Annotated in this window: 14 protein-coding genes and 2 pseudogenes; 10 read left to right on the top strand and 6 right to left on the bottom strand. The window is 64.2% G+C overall.

The annotated features are described in order from the left end of the window. Positions 1–36 precede the first annotated feature (36 nt). The 9 genes and pseudogenes from rpmF to AC1AXT_RS06675 all read left to right on the top strand — a co-directional run. A complete protein-coding gene (rpmF, locus tag AC1AXT_RS06635; RefSeq protein WP_476540723.1) occupies positions 37–234 on the top strand; it encodes a 50S ribosomal protein L32 in 198 nt (65 codons plus the stop codon). A 449-nt stretch (positions 235–683) separates the two neighbouring features. Further along, positions 684–1,553 (top strand): ribonuclease III, encoded by an 870-nt coding sequence (gene rnc / locus AC1AXT_RS06640; protein WP_476540725.1) that lies wholly within the window; start codon positions 684–686, stop codon positions 1,551–1,553. Between the two features lie 307 nt (positions 1,554–1,860). Continuing rightward, on the top strand, positions 1,861–4,041 hold the full coding sequence (locus tag AC1AXT_RS06645) for an acetolactate synthase large subunit (protein ID WP_476540727.1): 2,181 nt from the start codon (positions 1,861–1,863) through the stop codon (positions 4,039–4,041). A 3-nt stretch (positions 4,042–4,044) separates the two neighbouring features. Continuing rightward, the gene (ilvN, locus tag AC1AXT_RS06650; protein WP_476540728.1) at positions 4,045–4,599 is read left to right on the top strand and encodes an acetolactate synthase small subunit; all 555 of its coding nucleotides are present in this window, start codon (positions 4,045–4,047) and stop codon (positions 4,597–4,599) included. A 440-nt stretch (positions 4,600–5,039) separates the two neighbouring features. Continuing rightward, entirely contained in the window at positions 5,040–5,843 is an 804-nt protein-coding gene (ucpA, locus tag AC1AXT_RS06655; protein WP_476540730.1) for an SDR family oxidoreductase UcpA, read from the top strand. Between the two features lie 234 nt (positions 5,844–6,077). Next, on the top strand, positions 6,078–7,670 hold the full coding sequence (locus AC1AXT_RS06660; RefSeq protein ID WP_476540732.1) for an APC family permease: 1,593 nt from the start codon (positions 6,078–6,080) through the stop codon (positions 7,668–7,670). A 46-nt stretch (positions 7,671–7,716) separates the two neighbouring features. Beyond that, positions 7,717–7,914 carry a hypothetical protein gene (locus AC1AXT_RS06665; RefSeq protein WP_476552930.1) on the top strand — a complete coding sequence of 66 codons (198 nt, stop codon included), beginning with the start codon at positions 7,717–7,719 and terminating at the stop codon, positions 7,912–7,914. A 282-nt stretch (positions 7,915–8,196) separates the two neighbouring features. Next, positions 8,197–9,094, top strand: a pseudogene (locus AC1AXT_RS06670) (ABC-F family ATP-binding cassette domain-containing protein); the annotation flags it as partial. A 161-nt stretch (positions 9,095–9,255) separates the two neighbouring features. Then, a pseudogene (locus AC1AXT_RS06675) lies at positions 9,256–10,518 on the top strand (ATP-binding cassette domain-containing protein); the annotation flags it as partial. A 211-nt stretch (positions 10,519–10,729) separates the two neighbouring features. Here the strand turns inward: AC1AXT_RS06675 and AC1AXT_RS06680 are convergent. The 6 genes from AC1AXT_RS06680 to AC1AXT_RS06705 form a co-directional block, all read right to left on the bottom strand. After that, entirely contained in the window at positions 10,730–11,293 is a 564-nt protein-coding gene (locus tag AC1AXT_RS06680) for a cysteine hydrolase family protein (RefSeq protein ID WP_476540736.1), read from the bottom strand. 90 nt (positions 11,294–11,383) lie between these two features. Further along, positions 11,384–12,901, bottom strand: coding sequence for a purine-cytosine permease family protein (locus tag AC1AXT_RS06685; RefSeq protein WP_476540738.1), 1,518 nt, complete (start codon positions 12,899–12,901; stop codon positions 11,384–11,386). Between the two features lie 17 nt (positions 12,902–12,918). Beyond that, positions 12,919–13,998, bottom strand: a complete 1,080-nt coding sequence (locus tag AC1AXT_RS06690; protein ID WP_476540740.1) for a PfkB family carbohydrate kinase — start codon at positions 13,996–13,998, stop codon at positions 12,919–12,921. 93 nt (positions 13,999–14,091) lie between these two features. Then, positions 14,092–15,162 carry an ADP-ribosylglycohydrolase family protein gene (locus tag AC1AXT_RS06695; protein ID WP_476540742.1) on the bottom strand — a complete coding sequence of 357 codons (1,071 nt, stop codon included), beginning with the start codon at positions 15,160–15,162 and terminating at the stop codon, positions 14,092–14,094. Continuing rightward, positions 15,159–15,869, bottom strand: coding sequence for a GntR family transcriptional regulator (locus AC1AXT_RS06700; RefSeq protein WP_476540743.1), 711 nt, complete (start codon positions 15,867–15,869; stop codon positions 15,159–15,161). The genes AC1AXT_RS06695 and AC1AXT_RS06700 overlap by 4 nt, the downstream gene beginning before the upstream one ends. Before the next feature lie 209 nt (positions 15,870–16,078). Further along, on the bottom strand, positions 16,079–16,807 hold the full coding sequence (locus AC1AXT_RS06705) for a type 1 glutamine amidotransferase (protein WP_476540745.1): 729 nt from the start codon (positions 16,805–16,807) through the stop codon (positions 16,079–16,081). 269 nt (positions 16,808–17,076) lie between these two features. On the opposite strand from AC1AXT_RS06705, the gene cysS reads away from it, so the two are divergent. After that, positions 17,077–18,771 (top strand): cysteine--tRNA ligase, encoded by a 1,695-nt coding sequence (gene cysS / locus AC1AXT_RS06710; protein ID WP_476540747.1) that lies wholly within the window; start codon positions 17,077–17,079, stop codon positions 18,769–18,771. Positions 18,772–18,938 lie beyond the last annotated feature (167 nt).

Consider the following 18,938-nt stretch of genomic DNA (forward strand, 5'->3'; position numbering starts at 1 on the left):
AGCCAGATTTGTTCGAACGAAACTGAAGGATAAGAAATGGCACTGCCTAAGTACAAGATGTCGCGCGCCAACACGCGTTCGCGCCGCGCAAACTGGAAGGCCAAGCCGGTCGCCACCATCGAGTGCCCGAGCTGCGGCAACCCGACGATGCCGCACGTTGCATGCCCGACCTGCGGAACCTACCGCGGCCGCGTGTACCGCGAGGCCGTCAACGCCCGTTACGCCGCTAAGTGAGCCAACGGACGCCAAGCGTAAAGGGAACCCTGCCATCGACGGGTGGCAGGGTTCCTTGCTTTCTGTCCCCGGTTTTTTGCGGTGCTTCCCTCCCCGGCCGCCCGGCCTTCCCTTCCCTGCCTTCTCCCCTTTTTTCGCACGGCCGACGTTGCCGGGCGCTCCGTGCCTTCCCCCCGTCGTTTCTTTTTTGGGCACACCCTGTCGGGGCGTCCAAGAAAAGGGTAGAATGGGAATGTTTTAACGACAACGCTAGCGTCGGAACGCCGATGTGAAGCGCGAAGCGGAATTGCTGGTATTGCAAAGTGACCGCGAAGCTCGGGGCGGGGCCGCGAGCCGTGGTTTTCGCAAGTCTTGCAATTCACCGCGCAGCTTCATATGGGGTACGTTCGCGTATGGTTCCGGCTGGGGGGAGACCTTACAGGCGCTACTGAGGCTGAAGAAGAACCGTCATGAACAAGCAGAACGTGAGCAAGGAAGACAAGCTCAAGGCAGCGGCCACCGAAATCTCGGGCGGCGCAACCGACCGCCTTGCCTCGGCGCCGGCCGATATCGCGGCCGCGGAGGAGCTGTTCGAGGCGCTCGGCACGACGCTGGACCCCGACCTGCTGATCGAGGCGCTGACGCACCGGTCGTTTTCCCACGAAAACCCGGGCACGAAGAACTACGAACGGCTTGAGTTCCTCGGCGACGCCGTGCTCGAGCTCGTCGCCACCGAAACGCTGTTCGGCGCGCATCCGGACATGTCGGAAGGCCAGCTCGCGAAAATGCGCGCGAAGGCCGTGTCCGAAGAGGCGCTGAGCAAGATCGCACGCGAAAAGCTGCACGTCGGGCCGTACATCCTGCTCGGCCACGGCGAAACCGAACAGGGCGGCGCCGACAAGAGCTCGATCCTGTGCGACATCGTCGAGGCGCTGATCGGCGCGACGTTCCTCGAATACGGCATCGACGGGGCGCGCAAGGTCGTGCACCGGCTCATCGACGACACGCTCGTCGAAGTCGCCACCGAGGGGCCGGCGCTCGACTGGAAGACGTCGCTGACCGTCAAGGCGCACCATATGGGGCTCGGCGAGCCGCACTACCGCATGTCCGTGTCGGGGCCGGAGTACGCGCAGACGTTCACCGCGCAGGCAATGCTCGGCGATTCGCCGGAAGTCTACGGCGTCGGCGAAGGCACCTCCAAGCGCAAGGCGCAGCTTGCCGCCGCCGAACAGGGCTGGCGAGAACTCGCCAAGCGCGAAGCCGCCGCCCAGGCTGTCGAAGCGGAAGCCTCCACCGAAGCGGAAGCCTCCGCCGAAGCCGGCGAATCTCAAGCCGACTGAAAAATATCCCCCCATCTACTTTCCAGTCGCTCACAAGCCCTCGCCGACTGGAACGTATTGACCTGACTACGTTCCAGTCGCTCAGGCGTCCCCACCGACTGAAACGTAGCCCAAAATCTACGTTCCAGTCGGTGACGGCCCCTCAGTGACTGGAATGTATCAATCTGTCTACGTTCCAGTCGGTAGGGAGGCGTCCGGAATCTTCTCCACCATGTGAAAAGACCCTGATGGGGGCGTGCTTTTTTCGTTACGATGGCTCAGACTATCGGCCAATCGCCATACGAAGACAGCATGGGAGGAGAAGACAGTGTCATCCAAACCGCTTCAGGCATTCAACGGCATGGAAAGCGCCGTCGCCTACAGTGAAGGGGAACGCACGGTCATCGAAGGCGAGAGGATGACCGGCGCCGAAGCCCTCATCCGTTCGCTCGAAGACCTCGGTGTCAAGGACGTCTTCGGCATTCCCGGCGGCGCGATCCTGCCCGTATACGACGCCATCAACGACTCGACGAAGTTCCGCTTCATCCTCGCGCGCCATGAGCAGGCCGCCGGCCACGCCGCCGAAGGCTACGCGGTCGCCACCGGCCAGGTCGGCGTGTGCATCGTCACCAGCGGCCCGGGCGCGACGAACATCATCACCGCCATCGCCGACGCGAACATGGACTCGATCCCGATGGTCGTCATCACCGGCCAGGTCGGCGTCGACTCGATCGGCACCGACGCGTTCCAGGAAGCCGACATCGTCGGCGCGACGTACCCGGTGTCGAAGCATTCGTACCTCGTCACGAACGCGCAGGACATTCCGCGCGTCATCGCCGAAGCGCACTACATCGCCCGTTCCGGCCGCCCCGGCCCGGTCGTCGTCGACCTGACGAAGACGGCGCAGACCGGCGAAATGGTCTACTCGTGGCCGCAGCGCATGATCCTGCCCGGCTACAACCCGACGACGAAGGCGCACGGCCGCGTGCTCGCCGAAGCCGCCCAGCTGTTCCAGCAGTCCTACCGGCCGGTGCTGTACGTCGGCGGCGGCGCGATGCGTTCCGACGCCGGCGAGGAAGTCAAGGCGCTCGCCGACCTGACCGGCGCCCCGGTCGTCACGACGCTGCCGGCGCGCGGCATCGTGCCTGACTCCGACCCCGCCGTTCTCGGCATGCTGGGCATGCACGGCACGATCGCCGCCACCGGAGCGGTGCAGCGCTGCGATCTGCTCGTCGCCATCGGCGCGCGTTTCGACGACCGCGTCACCGGCCGGCTGGAAACGTTCGCACCCGGCGCCCGCGTCATCCATATCGATATCGACGCCGCCGAAATCGGCAAGAACCGCAAGGCGGACGTTCCGATCGTCGGCGACGTCAAGACGGTGCTCAACGATCTCATTCCGCTGATCGAAGAGCAGCACGCGGCGCACGGCAAGCCGAATCTGAGCGGCTGGTGGAACGTCATCGACGCATGGCGCGACGAATACCCGGTGGCGTACGACGAACCGACCGACGGAACGCTCGCGCCGCAGTGGGTGGTCCAGCAGCTTTCGAAGGAAGCGCCGGACTCGACGATCTGGGTTTCCGGCGTGGGCCAGCACCAGATGTGGGCGACGCAGCTCATCGACTTCGAGCACCCGCACAGCTGGATTTCCTCCGGGGGCCTCGGCACGATGGGCTACGGGCTGCCCGCCGCCATCGGCGCCGAAGTGGGTTCCGAACGCTACTTCGACGGCAAGAAGCCGGTGTGGCTCATCGACGGCGACGGCTCGTTCCAGATGACGTCGGAGGAGCTCGCCACCGCGTTCAACGAACGCACGCCAATCAAGATCGCGCTGCTGAACAACTCGGTCTACGGCATGGTGCGCCAGTGGCAGACGCTGTTCTACGACAACCACTACTCCGCAACGAACCTCAAGGACGGCGAACCGGACCAGCTGGCCGGCGTCCCCGACTTCGTCAAGCTCGCCGAAGCGTACGGCTGCGTCGGCCTGCGCGCGTTCACGAAGGAAGAGGCGATCGAAGCGATCCGCAAGGCCAACGAAATCAACGACCGGCCGGTGCTCGTCGAATTCCGCGTGTGGAAGGACGCGCTCGTCATGCCGATGGTCGCCGCCGGCGCCTCGAACGACGACGTTTCCTACATGCCCGGCGTCCACCCGCTGCACAAGCCGACGCCGCTCGCCGGCGAAGAGCTCGTCCATACGCTCGACAAGGCGATGGGCGACGCGATCGCCGCGGCCAGCGGCAAGACCGGCCACCACTTCGCTTCCGCCGAGGACGCCACCGCAACGCTCGGCACCGGTTTCACAGCCGAGTTCTCGGACGGCCGCGACGACGTCGCCGGCACCGCGTTCCTTGCCAGCACCGGCGAAGCGTTCCCCAGCGAGGGCGGCTTCGATTCCGCCGCGTTCGGCGAGAACGGCTTCGGCGAGAACGGTCTCGGCGACGCAGGCCTCGAATCTTTTGATTCCTTCGATTCCTTCGACACTTCGGAAAGCGAGGACTGACCAATGGCACACTACCCTGCATCGCGTCCCGGGTCCGAACGGCACACGCTGTCGGTGCTCGTCGAAAACCGTCCCGGCGTGCTCGCCCGCATCGCCGGACTGTTCGCACGCCGCGCGTTCAATATCAACTCGCTGTCGGTGTCGCCGACCGAGCGCCCCGACATTTCGCGCCTGACGGTCACCGCCGACGTCGAGGAAGTGCCGCTCGAGCAGATCATCAAGCAGCTCAACAAGCTCCTCCACGTCCTCAAGATCGTCGAACTGGACGACGAGACGACCGTCGAGCGCGAACTCGTGCTGATCAAGGTCGCCGCCGACGCGAGCAACCGTTCCGACGTGCTGGAAATCGTGCGGCTGTTCCGCGTCAACGTCGTCGACGTGCATCCCGAGTCGCTGACGATCGAAGCAACCGGCGCGTCCGGCAAGCTCAACGCGCTGCTCGGCCTGCTCGAACCGTTCGGCATCATCGAGCTCGTGCGTTCCGGCTCCGTCGCGATGACCCGCGGCCCCAAGTCGCTCAGCGAAAAGGTCGTCGGCAGCGAAATCACCGGCCGCTAGCCGCTATTTTCTTTCTCTCCATCTCCTCTCCGGCTGGGTTCCCACAAGGAACCCAGCCTTTTCTTTTCCCGTTTCCTTTGGCTCCGGTTCCTCCCCTCCCGGCGTGTTGAGGAACCCGATCCAGACTTTCCCGGTTGAGTTGGGCCCGGTTCCTCCAGCCGCGGCGTGTTGAGGAACCGGAACCAGACTTTCCCGGTGGGCTTGGCCCCGGTTCCTTCCGTCCCGGCGTGTTGAGGAACCGGAGCCAAGATTTCCAGGCGGGAGGGAGTTCGGTTCCTCTCGGCTGGAGCGCGACGACAGCGGAATGTAAATGGTTGGTTGCGCGGGGTGGGACGGGGCGAAATCGGGGCGTCACCGGGCGGAAATCTTGCGCTCTTATAAGTGGGTTCATCAGGGAGACGACAGGAATTATTCAAGATTCCGCGGAAGAAGGACCTACCATGGGAAAACTTGACGGAAAAGTCGCGCTCGTTACCGGCGCTTCGAAGGGCATCGGCAGCGGCATCGCCAGAGTCTTCGCGCAGCAGGGGGCGAAGGTCGCGCTCGTGGCGCGCGGCGCCGGCGTGCTCGCCTACGCCGACGAACTCAAGGCGGACGGTTTCGACGCGATCGGCATCCAGGCCGACGTCAGCGCGCCGGACGACTGCAAGCGCGCCGTCGCGACGACGTTCGAAACGTTCGGCACGCTGGACGTGCTCGACTGCAACGCCGGCATCTGCGTTCTGGGGGATTTCCTCGCCGAAGGGGCCGATGGCGACGATTCGTGGCGCGACAGCCACATCGACATCAACATCAAGGGCGTCTGGAACATGTGCCGGGCGGCGCTGCCCGCCATCATCGACGCCGGCGGCGGCTCCGTCGTCATTACGTCGTCGGTGACCGGCGACATGGTCGCCGACCCCGGCGAAGCCGCGTACGCCACCACGAAAGCCGCGCTCGTCGGCCTGACCAAGGCGCTCGCCCGGGAGTTCGCCTCGAAGAACGTGCGCGTCAACTGCATCTGTCCGGGCTATATCCGCACGCCGCTCGTCGAAGGCATGGCCGCGCAGTCCGATCCCGAGGATCCGGAACGCGCCATCACCGCGATTGCGAGCGCCGTGCCGCTCGGCCGGCTGGGAACGCCGGAGGAATGCGGCGAGCTGTGCGCATTCCTCGCCAGCAACGAATCCAGCTACATTACCGGCAGCCAGTTCGTCATCGACGGCGGCAGCACGCTGCCGGAAACCAGTTCGATGGGACAGTGACGGCGCCCAGCGGACAGCGAACGGCAGACAGCAAACAGCAGACGACGGCCAGCAGCGCCCTGCAATCCGAACGTAGGCAATGATTCCTGCCGTGCCGCGAGCCGGAACGCTCCGCTAAAAACGCCACCCGCCGAATCTCAAATAAATACACAGCAACACAGCAGCCAACCAAGCAAAACAATCCAAGGAACCCAAGAAAAACCCATCCATGAACCGAACAAGAAGAGGAATATCATGTCACAGCCAGCAACGAAAGGCGCGATGCCTAGCGTAACCATCACCGAATCGTCCTCTGCAGCTTCCAGCGGCGCCAGCGCCTCCATCAGCGCTCCCCTCAGCGCGGCCGGCACCGCGGCAGCAACCGCGACCAAAGCCGCAACCGGCGCATCCGACGCAACCGCCGCCCTCGAAGCGAAGCACGCCAACGAAGGCGGCGGCCTGAAGAAATCGCTGCGGCTCCTTTATGTATATACGCTCGCCACCGGCGCCATCTTCACGTTCATGTGCTACTGGGACGGCATTTTCCTGTCCTACTGCGGCCCCGCCACGTTCCTCGGCTTCCTGCTGATGACGGGCATGGTGCTGCCCATCGGCTTCGTCTACGCCGAACTGTCCACCATGCTGCCGAGCACCGGCTCGTGCCTCGTGTTCAATACCGTCGGCATCAACAAGCACGCCGGCTTCTGGAGCGCATGGCTCATCATGTGCGCGTGGCTGGCCGTCCCCGCCGCCGGCGCGCTCGGCATCCTCGACTGGCTGAACTACCAGTTCCTCGGCGGCACGCTGGAAGGAAGCACCGCCGTGCTGATCGGCGCCGCCTGCCTGTGCGTATGGTGCGGCATCAGCCTGTGCAAGAACGTCGTGGCCGGCCGCGTGCAGACGGCGATGCTGTTCATCGCCATCGGCGGCATCCTGATCACTTCCTGCATGTTCTTCTTCTCCGGCCACTGGAGCATCGCCAACTTCTCGAACTTCTTCGCCAACGCCAACTCGGGCGACTACGGCACCGCCGTCGGCTGGATCATCGGCTGCGCGTTCCTGATCACGCCGTATTTCGGCTTCGAAACGGTGCCGGCGATGGTCGAGGAGGGCACGTTCCCGATCAAGAGCCAGAGCAAGGCGATCCTCGGCTCCGTGCTCACCTGCGGCGCCATCTACGCGATCTTCTTCTTCGCCGAAGCCGGCTGCATGGACTGGAATTCCTACGCGTTCGATTCCGCCGCCTTCATTACGTTCGACGTGCTGAAGAATACGTTCGGCGCCGGCGGCTTCATGAGCTGGTTCGTCGTCGCGCTCGGCATTTTCGGCGTCGTCTTCCCGATCGGAACGTCGGTGCTCGGCTTCTGGTATTCCGCGGTGCGCATGCTGTTCGCGATGGGCCGCCAGAACTTCCTGCCGAAGGCGTTCGCCAAGTGCAACCGCTACGGCCAGCCGATCCTGCCGAACCTGCTGATCCTCGCCATTTCGGTCGCGTTCCTGTCGATGCAGTCCATCACCGCGTTCTTCGACCTGATGGCGTTCGCCTGCGCGATCTGCTACGCCATTTCGTCGGTTTCGGCGATCCGTCTGCAGCTGACGCACCCGGAATGGGAACGCCCCTACGTCACGCCCGGCGGCATGGCGATGAAGATCCTCTCGCTGGTCATTTCCGTCATCGTCGCCTTCTTCTGCACGATCGGCATCGGAACGACGACCTGGCTCGGCTTCCTCGGCTACATGGCCGTCGGCGGCGTGCTCTGGGCAACGATGCTGGTCAAGTGGCGCAGCACCGAAAAGGAACATTCCACCGTCTGGATGCGCACGCCGGCCGGCATCCAGGAATTCTGACGGTTCCGGCAACGCAAGCGAAGGAAGGGAGCACAAGATGATTGCGATGGTTGCGAGAGCGGTCTGCGTTGCGGCGCTTGCCGCGATAGCGGTGCTCGGGGTACTGGTATTCCGCGCCACCGGCGTCCACGTCGTCCAGGATTCCGCGTGGCGGCGCCGCATGAAACTCTACGTATCGTCGACGGCGGTCGCGCTGGCCCTGTTCGTCATCGCCGCCGCCACGTTCCTCATTACGAAAATCTAGAAGAGATTTGCTTCCGGTTCCTCCGTCCGCGGCGTGTTGAGGAACCGGACCCAGAGTTTCCCAGCCGATTTAGGTCCGGTTCCTCTGGTCGCGGCGTGTTGAGGAACCGGAACCAAGATTCCCAGCCTGCTTTGGTTCGGGTTCCTCCCGTCCCGGCGTGTTGAGGAACCGGAACCAAGATTCCTGGGCTGACTTGGGCCGGGTTCCTCCGGTTGCGGCGTGTTGAGGAACAGGAACCGGGGACTCGCGGGGTGTTCTCCTCGTTCGGTTAGAGTAGGCGCTATGCCTACGTATGATCTCGGTTTGGAACATGTCTCGCTGGAATTCGCCACGAAAACGGTGTTCACCGACGTCACGCAAGGCGTGTTCGAAGGCGACCGCATCGGCATCGTCGGCCGCAACGGCGACGGCAAGTCGACGCTGCTGCATCTGCTGAAGGGAACGCAGGAACCAGATTCGGGGCGGGTTACGAAACGCGGCGGCCTTACGTTCGGCATGCTCGACCAGCGCGATCCGCTCGACGACAACGCGACGGTGCGGCAGGCCGCGCTGTCGAATATGGAAGATTACGAGTGGGCGAGCGAGAACCGTTCGCGCGAAATCGTCGAGGCGCTGCTCGGCGGCATCGACCTGAACGCGAAGGTCGGCTCGCTTTCCGGCGGCCAGCGCCGCCGCGCCGACCTTGCGCGGCTGCTGCTCGCCGACTGGGACATTCTCGCGCTCGACGAACCGACGAACCATCTCGACGTCATCACGATCCACTGGCTGGCCGAGCATCTGAAGAACCGCTGGCCGAAGGGCACCGGCGCGCTGCTGCTGGTCACCCACGACCGCTGGTTCCTCGACGAGGTGTGCGAGTCGATGTGGGAAGTGCACGACGGGCAGATCGAGCCGTTCGAAGGCGGCTATTCGGCCTACATGCTGCAGCGCGTCGAACGCGACCGGCAGGCCGACGTGCGTGAAACGAAGCGACGCAACCTGGCGCGTAAGGAGCTCGCGTGGCTTTCGCGCGGCGCCCGCGCACGCTCGACGAAGCAGAAGTTCCACGTGAAAGCGGCACGCGAACTCATCGCCGACGTCCCGCCGATGCGCAATTCGGTGGAGCTCAAGCAGATGGCGACGAGCCGGCTGGGCAAGCAGGTCGTCGATCTCGTCGACGTCACGCAGATTTTCGACAAAGGCGACAGTTTCACGGGAAACGAGGATGGTTTCACGGGGAACGGCACGCCCGGCGCCTCCAATGCCGGTTCCTCTGCCGCGCTTCCGGAAACGGCCCTTTCGCAAACGGCTGCCTCGAGCGCAACCACGCAGGAACCCGACGTCGTGCCGGCGCTCATTCCCGAACCGCACGTCTATGGTTCCGTCGACATCGCCATCGACGATCCGGACGACCCGCGGCTGACGAGCGCGCACGGCATCGAGAACCCGCGCAACGAAGCGAACCATACCGGCCGGCTCGGCGAAGGCAACCGCTCAGCCGACGGCGCCGGGGACGATACGACGACGGCAGCGCTGCGGCGCGCAGCAGTTTCCGGCGCGGCCAACGATGGCGACGGGGAGGAATCTGGAATAGACGAGATCACCGCCGCGCAGAACGTCACGGTGAGCGGACGCAAGATTCTGGACAACCAGACGTGGCTGATCGGCCCCGGCGACCGGTTCGGCATCGTCGGCGCGAACGGCGCCGGCAAGTCGACGCTGCTCAAACTGCTCGACGGCACGCTGACGCCGACGCAGGGGCACGTCAATATCGGCAAGACGGTGAAGTTCGCCGTACTGTCGCAGCGGCTCGACGAACTCGAGGCGCTCGGCAAATACAAGATCAAGGAAGTTCTGAGCCGCTACAAGCCGAGCTATATCGTCGACGGCAAGGAAGTGACGCCGGGGCAGCTGATGGAGCGGCTCGGGTTCTCGTCGGCGCAGCTGATGACGCCGATCCGCGACCTGTCGGGCGGCCAGAAGCGACGCATGCAGCTGCTGCTGATCCTGCTTGACGAGCCGAACGTGCTGATCATGGACGAGCCGGGCAACGACCTGGACACCGACATGCTCGCCGTCATGGAAGACCTGCTCGATACGTGGCCGGGCACGCTGATCGTCGTCTCCCATGACCGCTACCTGCTCGAACGCGTCACCGACCAGCAGTTCGCGCTGATCGGCGGCCGCATCCGCCACCTGCCCGGCGGCGTCGACGACTACCTGAAGATCGTCGATGCACTGCAGCGCGGAGAGGATCCGCTGGGGCTGGGCGACGCCGACGGCGGCAACGCGGCCGACACGGGCGCGGGAGCCAACGGTTCGGCAGCGAACCCAGCCGCATCGGCAGCATCCGGCGCAACAACCGGCGCGGCGACCGCCACGAAACCGGCGAAGAAGAAGCTCAGCGGCAAGGAATTCTCCGAAACGAGCAAGCGCATCTCCGCCATCGAACGCAAGCTGGAGAAGCTCAAGGGGCAGAAGGCGTCCCTCGAGGAGCGGATGGCCGCGGCGAACCCGAGCGACTACGAGAACCTCAACGCCCTCAACCGCGAGCTGCAGGACCTCAACAACGAGTCGAACGCCTTGGAAGAGGAGTGGCTCACCCTCAGCGAGAAGCTGGAGTAGGCAGCCGCGGAAGCGCTTCGGCAATCCCCTCACACAGCGCGGCGAAAGATGAGCGAGGGTGCCCCTGGCCACTGTCGGTAGGCCAGGGGCACCCTCTTGTTCAGCGCTCGGGAGGAAAGCGCCCGAGCGACTATGAGAATCTCAATGCGGTGATCGAGAGGGTGCCCCGGGCCTATGTCCGGAAAGCCAGAAGCACTCTCTCGTCCAGCGCTCAGGAGGAGAGCACCGAGTCCGTGTCGGTGATGGTGATGAGCGGCGCATACAGGCTCATCAGGTCGCAGGCGAGTTTCGCGTTCTCAGGCGAGGTTCCCGCGCATGCATCCGCCGCCACGCGAACGGAGATGCCGGCATCGCAGGCCGCGAGCGCCGTTTGCAGCACGCAGAAATCAGTCGCGACGCCGCAGATGGTGATCTTGGTGGCACCGTCAATGGCCTGCGCCAGTTCAGGTCCCCACTTGCTGAAGACCGTCTTCGTGACCACTGGATGTCCTTCCACCAGCGGCGCGGTGTCTTCCGTCCAGTCGAACATCGGGTCGTCCTTCGGCACGATGAAATCGGGCCAATCGGCGAAATAGTCGGCCCATGCATTCTGCGGCGGCTCCGGAGAGACGTAGCGCGTGTACGCCACACGGTCGCCGAACGCGGCCGCCAGTCGCTGGTAGTTCTCCGTCGTCGCGTCATAGCTATGGTCCGGGACGGCCCATGTCGACCAGTCGCTTTCCGCGAAGACCTTCTGCCGGTCAATGACGACCAGCCATTCATTGTCACGAATCATGATGTCTCCTTTGACAGTTTCTGACAGTTCCTGATGGTTGCTAATAGTTTCTAATAGCTCCTGATAGTTGCGATAGTCGCGGTGGCAATCTCACCGCACGTCTACGAGCGGTTCCGTATCGTCCATGGGCGCCGGGTCGATTTCCTCCGCCGTGGGTTCCTCATGGTTCGGAATCGCCTCCTGCTTGCGGATGTCGCTGGCTTCGAAGATCAGCGATCCCAGCAAACCGATCAGCAATGCGACGATGACGCCGAGATTCGCGGATGCCCAGGTCCCGTCCTTGCCGCCGAAGAGACCGAGGAAGTAGCCTTGCCAGCTCAGCCAGCTTGCGGAGGTGTTGACGACGAGGCCCCAGCCGATGAGCGTGCCGACGCCGAGAATGATGAACGACTTGATGTTCCAGGCGCCGTAACGTCCCTTCGGATTGTAGAGGTCAACCGTATCGTAATCCTTCTTGCGCAGAATGACGTCGGCCACGAACATGCCGGCCCAGCAGGCCATCGGCACGCCCAGCGTGATCAGGAACCCCTGGAAGACGCCGATGAACGATTCCGAGAAGAAGCCCATGTAGACCACGCCGAGCACGGTCAGCACGGCGGTAATGCCGACAGCCACGGTGCGCGGGATCTTGATGCCGAAGCTCAGCAATGCCAGGCCGTTCGAATAGTTGTCCATGATGGCGCCCGACATCAGCCCCATCAGCGCGACGATGGTGAACGGAATCAGGTACCAGGCCGGAAGGATCGACGAAATGGCGCCAATCGGGTTGTCGCCCACCGCTTCGGACAGATTCGCGTTCGAGCCGGCCAGCAGCAGTCCGTATCCGACAAGGAAGACGTTGGCGATCGAGGCGCCGAAGGTCGTCCAGAACACGATGCCCGCGTTGGAGGACTTCCTCGGCAGGTAGCGGGAGTAGTCGGCGGCGATGTTCACCCAGCCCAGGCCGAAGCCCGACATGATGAAGAAACAGCAGCCGAGCATGGCCGGCAGCGAGCCGGACGGAATGGCGGCAATGGCCTGGAAGTCGATATGGCTCCATCCGAGGATGAAGAAGCCGATCGTGACGACGCCCGTCACGATGGTGATGACTTGCTGGCATTTCATGATGAGGTCGTAGCCGAACAGGCTCGCCAGCACCACGAGCCCGATGATCAGGATGGTGGACAGGATGCTTGCCGGCACTTCGCTCATCCAGTTGAGGTCCACGAGGGCGCTGGACAGGGCCAGCACCGCCGACGTCGTCAGCGAAATGCCCCAGCCGAGCGTGGCGATCCAGCTGAGCACGGCCGGAACCTTGGCCCCTTCAACGCCATAGGTTGCGCGGGTGATCACCATCGTCGGCGCATTGCCGCGCTTGCCGGCAATCGAGATGATGCCGACGAGCAGGAACGAGACCACCAGGCCGATGATGCTGACGACAAACGCCTGCCCTACCGAAATGCCGAAACCGAGCGCCCAGGCACCGTATGACATGCCGAAGATGGAGATGTTGGCGGCAAACCACGGCCAGAACAGGCTGCTTGGCTTGCCCTTGCGGTCCTTCTCGGCAATGGTGTCGATGCCGGCATCCTCAATCAGGGATTCCTTGGCTTCACTTGCTTCACTCATGATTCCTTCTCCTTCGCTCAAGACCGTGCTTGATGGATAATGTCTTCCGCCTCTTTGCGGGTCGGGCATACTGCTGGCCCGTGCCGGCTGACGGCAATCGCCGCGGCGGCATTGGCAAGCCGTACCGCCTCCACCAGCGATTGCCCTCGTACCAGCTCGGCGCAGCATACGCCGGTGTGACAGTCGCCCGCGCCATTGGTGTCAATGGCCCGGGTTGGGAATCCCATCACCGTGGAGCAGGCTCCGTCAGGATGGGCAACAATGGCTCCGCCCTCGCCTATGCGGGCAATGACTGGAGCATGCGTTCGATTGGACAATGCCGCTACCGCTTCCGCGTCGCACCGCCCGGAGTGCGGCACGCCCAGCCGATCAGCTAGAAGCAGCGCTTCACGCTCGTTCAACGACCAGATGGGGCGGTAGTCCACCACCGTTCCCAGCATGGCGTCGTCAATGTCCGCGATGACTGGCCCCGGGTCGAAGACGGCCCGGAACTCCCTGGTGCGGGTACGCTCCAGAAACGCGGCAAGCCCGACGGCAACAGGATGCGTCAACGTGTATCCGCTGATATGCACCACGTCGCCGGGCTCCGGGGCGATGCCAGCAAATGCGTCCACGCCGCCATGCGCTTCCGCCCCGCGCGTGGAGACGAACGTGCGTTCGGCATGGGCATCGATCATCGCCACGCAGAAGCCGGTATCCTCATGCGCGACGGTTTTGCCGATATGCTCAATGCCGACGCTCCCGATCCGCTCATTGACCATCGATGCCATCGGGCCGGTGCCGAGGATGCCTCCCCATGCCGCGTCGACCTGCATCTGGCGTACCGCCTGAAGCGTGTTGTAGCTTCCGCCGACATAGAAATGGTGGTTCTGGGCGAACTCGTCGTGCCCGGTGAGGGGCACGCGTTCCACTTCCATCGCGATATCGACGATGATCTGGCCCAACGAAATAACCCGATTGCTCATTGCAGCCTCAACTTCCTCGTTGACGGTTTCCGTATGACGGTTTCTGTAGTTTCCGTAAGTTCCGTAGTTTCCGTAGGTTCTATACCGCGCCTCGTACCGGCGGCTCATCAGCGAGCGCTTCGTTGCGTTCACTGGAGGGAACACGTTGGCCGCAGCCCCGTGGCCTTTCCGTGCCCGCCGCTCCATTGCGGCATGCACGGGAAGGCAGGAGGGCCGCGAATAATCTCAGCAGAGCGTAGCGAATCTGATTTCGCTCAGCGCCTGTGCGGTCATGTTCACGTCAAGGCCATTGTCCGTCAGCAATTGGCCGGCCACCTGGTTGCGCATGGCTTCGTCAAAGGCCTCCACGCCATGCTGTGCGCCCAGCATGGCGCCGGCCATGGCCGCCATCGTGTCCGTGTCGCCGCCGAGCGATGCCGCAAAGCACAATGCTTCGGTGGGCTCGTCGCCGAATCGCGCGGCAATGGCGAATGCCGCAGCCACCGATTCACTGGATTCCACGCTGGTGCCGCAGTCGTGCTGCAGGGCATCCGCAAAGGCCTCCGGTTCCAGCTTCGCCCCCTCGCCGTCAGCAGCCCAGGCCAGCCACGACCGCACACGGCGCAATACCGACGCCTTCGCCGACCAATGGGCATTGATGGGAACCTCGCCGACATATTCCACGGCGTGCTGCAACGGGTTCTCCACGCCTTCGATGCCGTAGCTGACGGCAGCGGCGACCAGCATGGTCGCTTCGATGCCCTGAACGGTGTTGTGCGTCACGAGGCATGATTCGCGCGCCATGCGCGCCAGCAACCGGTCAGGCGCCGACGGGGCAAACGCGATGCCGATCGGCGCCGCCCGCATCGCTCCCCCATTCGTCGTGCCGTTCTTCCCGGTCTCCTCGATGCTGGCTCCCTCATCCAGCGCATGGAGCGCGGCCATCGTGGAGGGACCGAGCAGGTCCAGCGACCCCTTGGCCTTCATGCGGGCTTCCCAGTCAAGAAGATCCTTGGCGTACCGGGCATTGTCAATCGCGCCGCCGTCATCGATCAACCGCTGCGCCAGCACGAAGGCCTGCTCCGTATCGTCCGTCACTGCCCCCGCCTTCATGCCTGGCGCAATCGGCTGCTGCTGCACCGCTGCGCGCAGTCCATGCACCGGGCCGCCGTAATAGGCGTCGATCTGTTCAGCGGACATGCTCTGCGTCGGCATTCCCAACGCATCGCCCAGCGCGAGGCCCGTGAGGGCCCCTCGTGCGCCCCGCAGCACGCGGTCGCGGTATCCGATATCGACGGAAGGAAGGCGAACCATCATGATAAACCTCCATTGATTGCCACATGGATCGAAAAGTGTTCAGGGTCCAAGTACGATTCCACATACTCGACGAGTTCATGGCGCAGCCGGTAATTGAAGCGCTGCGAAAAGAGGAAGACGTCGTCGGGTTCAGCCGCCAGCCTGTCGGCCGCATCCTCGATACGCTTGGCGGAAACGTCCAGATAGCCAGCCAGCGGCGCCATCTGCGCAGCGCTGACCGTCTGGTAGATCGATCCGTCGATCAGGCCGCCGTTCGCCGAAATCACTTCGCGCAATGCCTCAGTCGCCGGGAGAAAGGACGTTTCGAGGGAGACCGGCTGGCCGTGGAGCTTCCTTCGGCGGCAGATGCGGTAGAACTGGCGTTCGTCGCTCTTGTCCGCTAGGATCCGGGGACGGTCGACCAGCGCCAGGCCGATAAGCTCGGTCGTCGTCGGCTTCCCGGAACGGACCGTAGCTTCCGTCCAGCTGCTCACGGCGCTCATCGCCGCTCCCTCGAACGTAACGTAGCTGCCGGAACCGTTGCGTTTGTCAATCAAGTTGGCGGCACGCAGCTGGTCGAGGGCACGCCGGACGGTATTGCGGGACACATGGTAGGCAGCGGCCAGGCGGGATTCCGACTGCATCTTCTGCCCCGGCTGCAGCTCGCCGCTGCTGATTTTCCGCTTCAAGTCCTCGGCGACTTGTTCCGTACATGTATAGGCGCTCATGCTGACCATTCCTCGATGAATCGAAAGATGAACTCTGTCTATACAGGTAAGAATAGCTTGGTACAGGTTTACCGTCAACCTATTCCAATGCAGGGTGTCGGAACGCTACTGTTTCCAAGGATACCCCCAACGTCCCGGCGTTTCTTGCGTTTCGCGCCATAGGAACGTAGCCGCGAGCCACCGGGAGAAGCGTATGCGAGCAGGCAGCCCTACCGCTGCAGCGCCTGGGAATACGTATTGCAGCGGGCGGCGAACCCGGAGAACGTTTCGTCGGCGAGCGCCTGCAGTTCGCAGTTGGCGGCGGCGAACGCTTCGCGCAGCCCCGCCTTCGTGCCGCCGGCCGCCTTGAGTTCCTTGACCATCGTCGGCACCTCGAGCCATTCCTCGAGCATCTGCGGCGTGACCTCCAGGTGGAACTGCATCCCCAGCGCCGAGCCGAACCGGAACGCCTGTACCTTGGTCGCGGCCGATTTGGCGAGCAGCTGCGCGCCTTCGGGCAGCGTCACGCAATCGCTATGCCAGTTGAGCACGTCGAGCTGCTTGCCCCACATGTCGAAGAAGCCGTGGTTGCCGACGCGCTTGATCGGCCCGACGCCGATTTCCGGCTCCGCGCCCTTCTTGAGCTTCGCGCCGAGCGCGAGGGCGATGATCTGGTGGCCGAGGCATACGCCGAGCACCGGCTTGCCGACGCTGATCGAGGCGCGCACGAGCTTCATTTCCGCTTTCAGGCCCGGGTAGCGCTCGTAGTCGTTGGCGCGCATCGGGCCGCCCATGACGACAAGGCCGGCGACTTCATCGAAGTCCGGCAGGTCCGGCTTCTTGCACTCGGCGATGTTGAGCGTCTGCACCGGCAGCTCGCACTCTTCCAGATAGGAAAGGATGCGTCCCGGGCGCTCCCAGGGCACGTGCTGCAGCACCAGCACTTCGGGTTTCGTCATGGCACCCCCATGCGTTATGGGTCACTTCCAGTGGCACAAGGACTTCTCCAGTTTGCCACGAACGTTCCGCCGCACCCAAGGCGCCGGCGATTCCCCGCGCAGCCGACGGCGCGGCCGAATCTGGGGGAATTCCGGCGGCGCTGCGGCAAAAGTTCCGTTGCCGACATTACGCGACCGAATAGACGGTAGGAAAGTCTTGGATAATAAAGATTTGGTGAAGGAGATTCCGGGGCCGCTTTTTGTCGCCCAACTCCCCTACGCTCGAGACTATGGAAAGCACCGAAAAACCGCGCAATGCCAACGTTTCCACCGCCGCACCGAAGCTTGCGGCCGCGGCCGGGGCCCTGAAGCTGTACGATACGGCGACGCACGAAACCTCGCCGTTCAAGCCGCTGCAGCCCGGCAAGGTGGGGATGTACGTCTGTGGCGCCACGGTGCAGTCGTCGCCGCATATCGGCCATATCCGCGCCGCCGTCGCGTTCGACATCGTGCGCCGCTGGTTCGAGCGGCTCGGCTACGACGTCACGTTCATCCGCAACGTCACCGATATCGACGACAAGATTCTCGACAAGTCCGCCGCCGCCGGCCAGCGCTGGTGGGAACGCGCCTATATATATGAGCGCGAATTCAGCGACGCCTACGCAACGCTCGGCGTCGAGCCGCCGACGTACGAACCGCGGGCGACCGGGCACATGATGGACATGGTCGCGCTGATTGAACGGCTCATCGACAACGGGCACGCCTACGTCGTGCGCGACGAGAACGGCGAGCCGACCGGCAACGTCTATTTCGACGTCGCCTCGTGGCCGCACTACGGCGAGCTGACGCACCAGAAGCAGAGCGCGGACGGCTGCACCGACGAAGCAGCCGCCGTCGCCGACCGGATGGGACCGAGCGTCGACACCGCCGGCGACGACAAATACAACCCGACGGACCCGGCAGACCTGTCCCCCGACAAGCGCGACGTACGCGACTTCGCGCTGTGGAAGGCGCCGAAGGACTCCGATCCGCTCGACGCGCGCTGGCAGGCGCCGTTCGGCACCGGCCGGCCGGGCTGGCATATCGAATGCTCGGCGATGAGCCACCGCTACCTGGAAGGCATGTTCGACATCCACGGCGGCGGCCTCGACCTGCGCTTCCCGCACCACGAAAACGAGATGGCGCAGACGCGCGCCGCCGGCTACGATTCCGCCGCCCGCTGGATGCACTCGGCGTGGGTGACGGCGAAGGGCGAGAAGATGAGCAAGTCGCTGGGCAACGGCCTGTCGGTGCCGGCGGTGCTCGCGCAGAACTCGCCGTGGGCGGTGCGCTACGCGCTCGGCGCCGTGCAGTACCGCTCGATGCTGGAGTGGAGCGACCAGTCGCTGTCGGAAGCGGCTTCCGCCTACGACAAGATTACGAAGTTCCTCGAGCGCGCCGCCGAAACGCTCAGCGCGAGCGAAACGCCGGTGTCGCGCGAGGAAGTCGTCGCCGTCGGCGCCGACGATCTGCCGCAGGATTTCGTCGCCGCGATGAACGACGACGTCAACGTTTCCGGCGCCACCGCCGCGATCTTCACCGCCGTCCGCACCGGCAACACCCTGATTGACGAGATTGCAAAGGGCGGTTCCGGCAAGCCGGCACAGGCTGCCGATTCCTCGGCTGAGATTTCAGGGGGCGATTCTGCCGATGCGTCCGCGCTGCGCGCGCAGCTGCGCCGGACGGTGCTGGACGTGCGCGCGATGCTCGATACGCTCGGCCTCGATCCGCTCGCCGAACCGTGGGCGTCCGCCAATGGCAGCGCCCAAGATTCGTCGGCCGCCGACGCCGCGCTCGACGCGCTCGTCTCCGCCCAGATCGAAGCGCGTGCCAAGGCGCGCAAGAACCGCGACTTCGCTACGGCGGATGCCATCCGCGACCAGCTCGCCTCCGCCGGCATCACTCTGGAAGACACCCCCCAAGGCACCACCTGGACCCTCTCCTAACAAGGACGCCCCTCCCGCTAGCGCACGGCGCCCACAAGGACGCCACTCCCGCTGGCGGGAGTCAAAAACCGCGAAGCGGTTTTTGGTGGGTGGTCGCAAACGCCGAAGGCGTTTGCGCGAATGCGAGGTGGAGGCCCTCCGGGCCTCCGGCGAGCATTCGCATTGCG

The sequence above is a fragment of the Bifidobacterium sp. LH_450 genome (assembly GCF_056356715.1).

Excerpts from the sequence above, each read along its gene's own strand:
- AC1AXT_RS06680 (WP_476540736.1), bottom strand. The coding sequence starts at position 11,293 with ATGATTCGTGACAATGAATGGCTGGTCGTCATTGACCGGCAGAAGGTC.
- ilvN (WP_476540728.1), top strand. The coding sequence starts at position 4,045 with ATGGCACACTACCCTGCATCGCGTCCCGGGTCCGAACGGCACACGCTG.
- rpmF (WP_476540723.1), top strand. The coding sequence starts at position 37 with ATGGCACTGCCTAAGTACAAGATGTCGCGCGCCAACACGCGTTCGCGC.
- AC1AXT_RS06695 (WP_476540742.1), bottom strand. The coding sequence starts at position 15,162 with ATGATGGTTCGCCTTCCTTCCGTCGATATCGGATACCGCGACCGCGTG.
- AC1AXT_RS06665 (WP_476552930.1), top strand. The coding sequence starts at position 7,717 with ATGGTTGCGAGAGCGGTCTGCGTTGCGGCGCTTGCCGCGATAGCGGTG.
- AC1AXT_RS06685 (WP_476540738.1), bottom strand. The coding sequence starts at position 12,901 with ATGAGTGAAGCAAGTGAAGCCAAGGAATCCCTGATTGAGGATGCCGGC.
- ucpA (WP_476540730.1), top strand. The coding sequence starts at position 5,040 with ATGGGAAAACTTGACGGAAAAGTCGCGCTCGTTACCGGCGCTTCGAAG.
- AC1AXT_RS06700 (WP_476540743.1), bottom strand. The coding sequence starts at position 15,869 with ATGAGCGCCTATACATGTACGGAACAAGTCGCCGAGGACTTGAAGCGG.
- cysS (WP_476540747.1), top strand. The coding sequence starts at position 17,077 with ATGGAAAGCACCGAAAAACCGCGCAATGCCAACGTTTCCACCGCCGCA.
- rnc (WP_476540725.1), top strand. The coding sequence starts at position 684 with ATGAACAAGCAGAACGTGAGCAAGGAAGACAAGCTCAAGGCAGCGGCC.
- AC1AXT_RS06705 (WP_476540745.1), bottom strand. The coding sequence starts at position 16,807 with ATGACGAAACCCGAAGTGCTGGTGCTGCAGCACGTGCCCTGGGAGCGC.
- AC1AXT_RS06660 (WP_476540732.1), top strand. The coding sequence starts at position 6,078 with ATGTCACAGCCAGCAACGAAAGGCGCGATGCCTAGCGTAACCATCACC.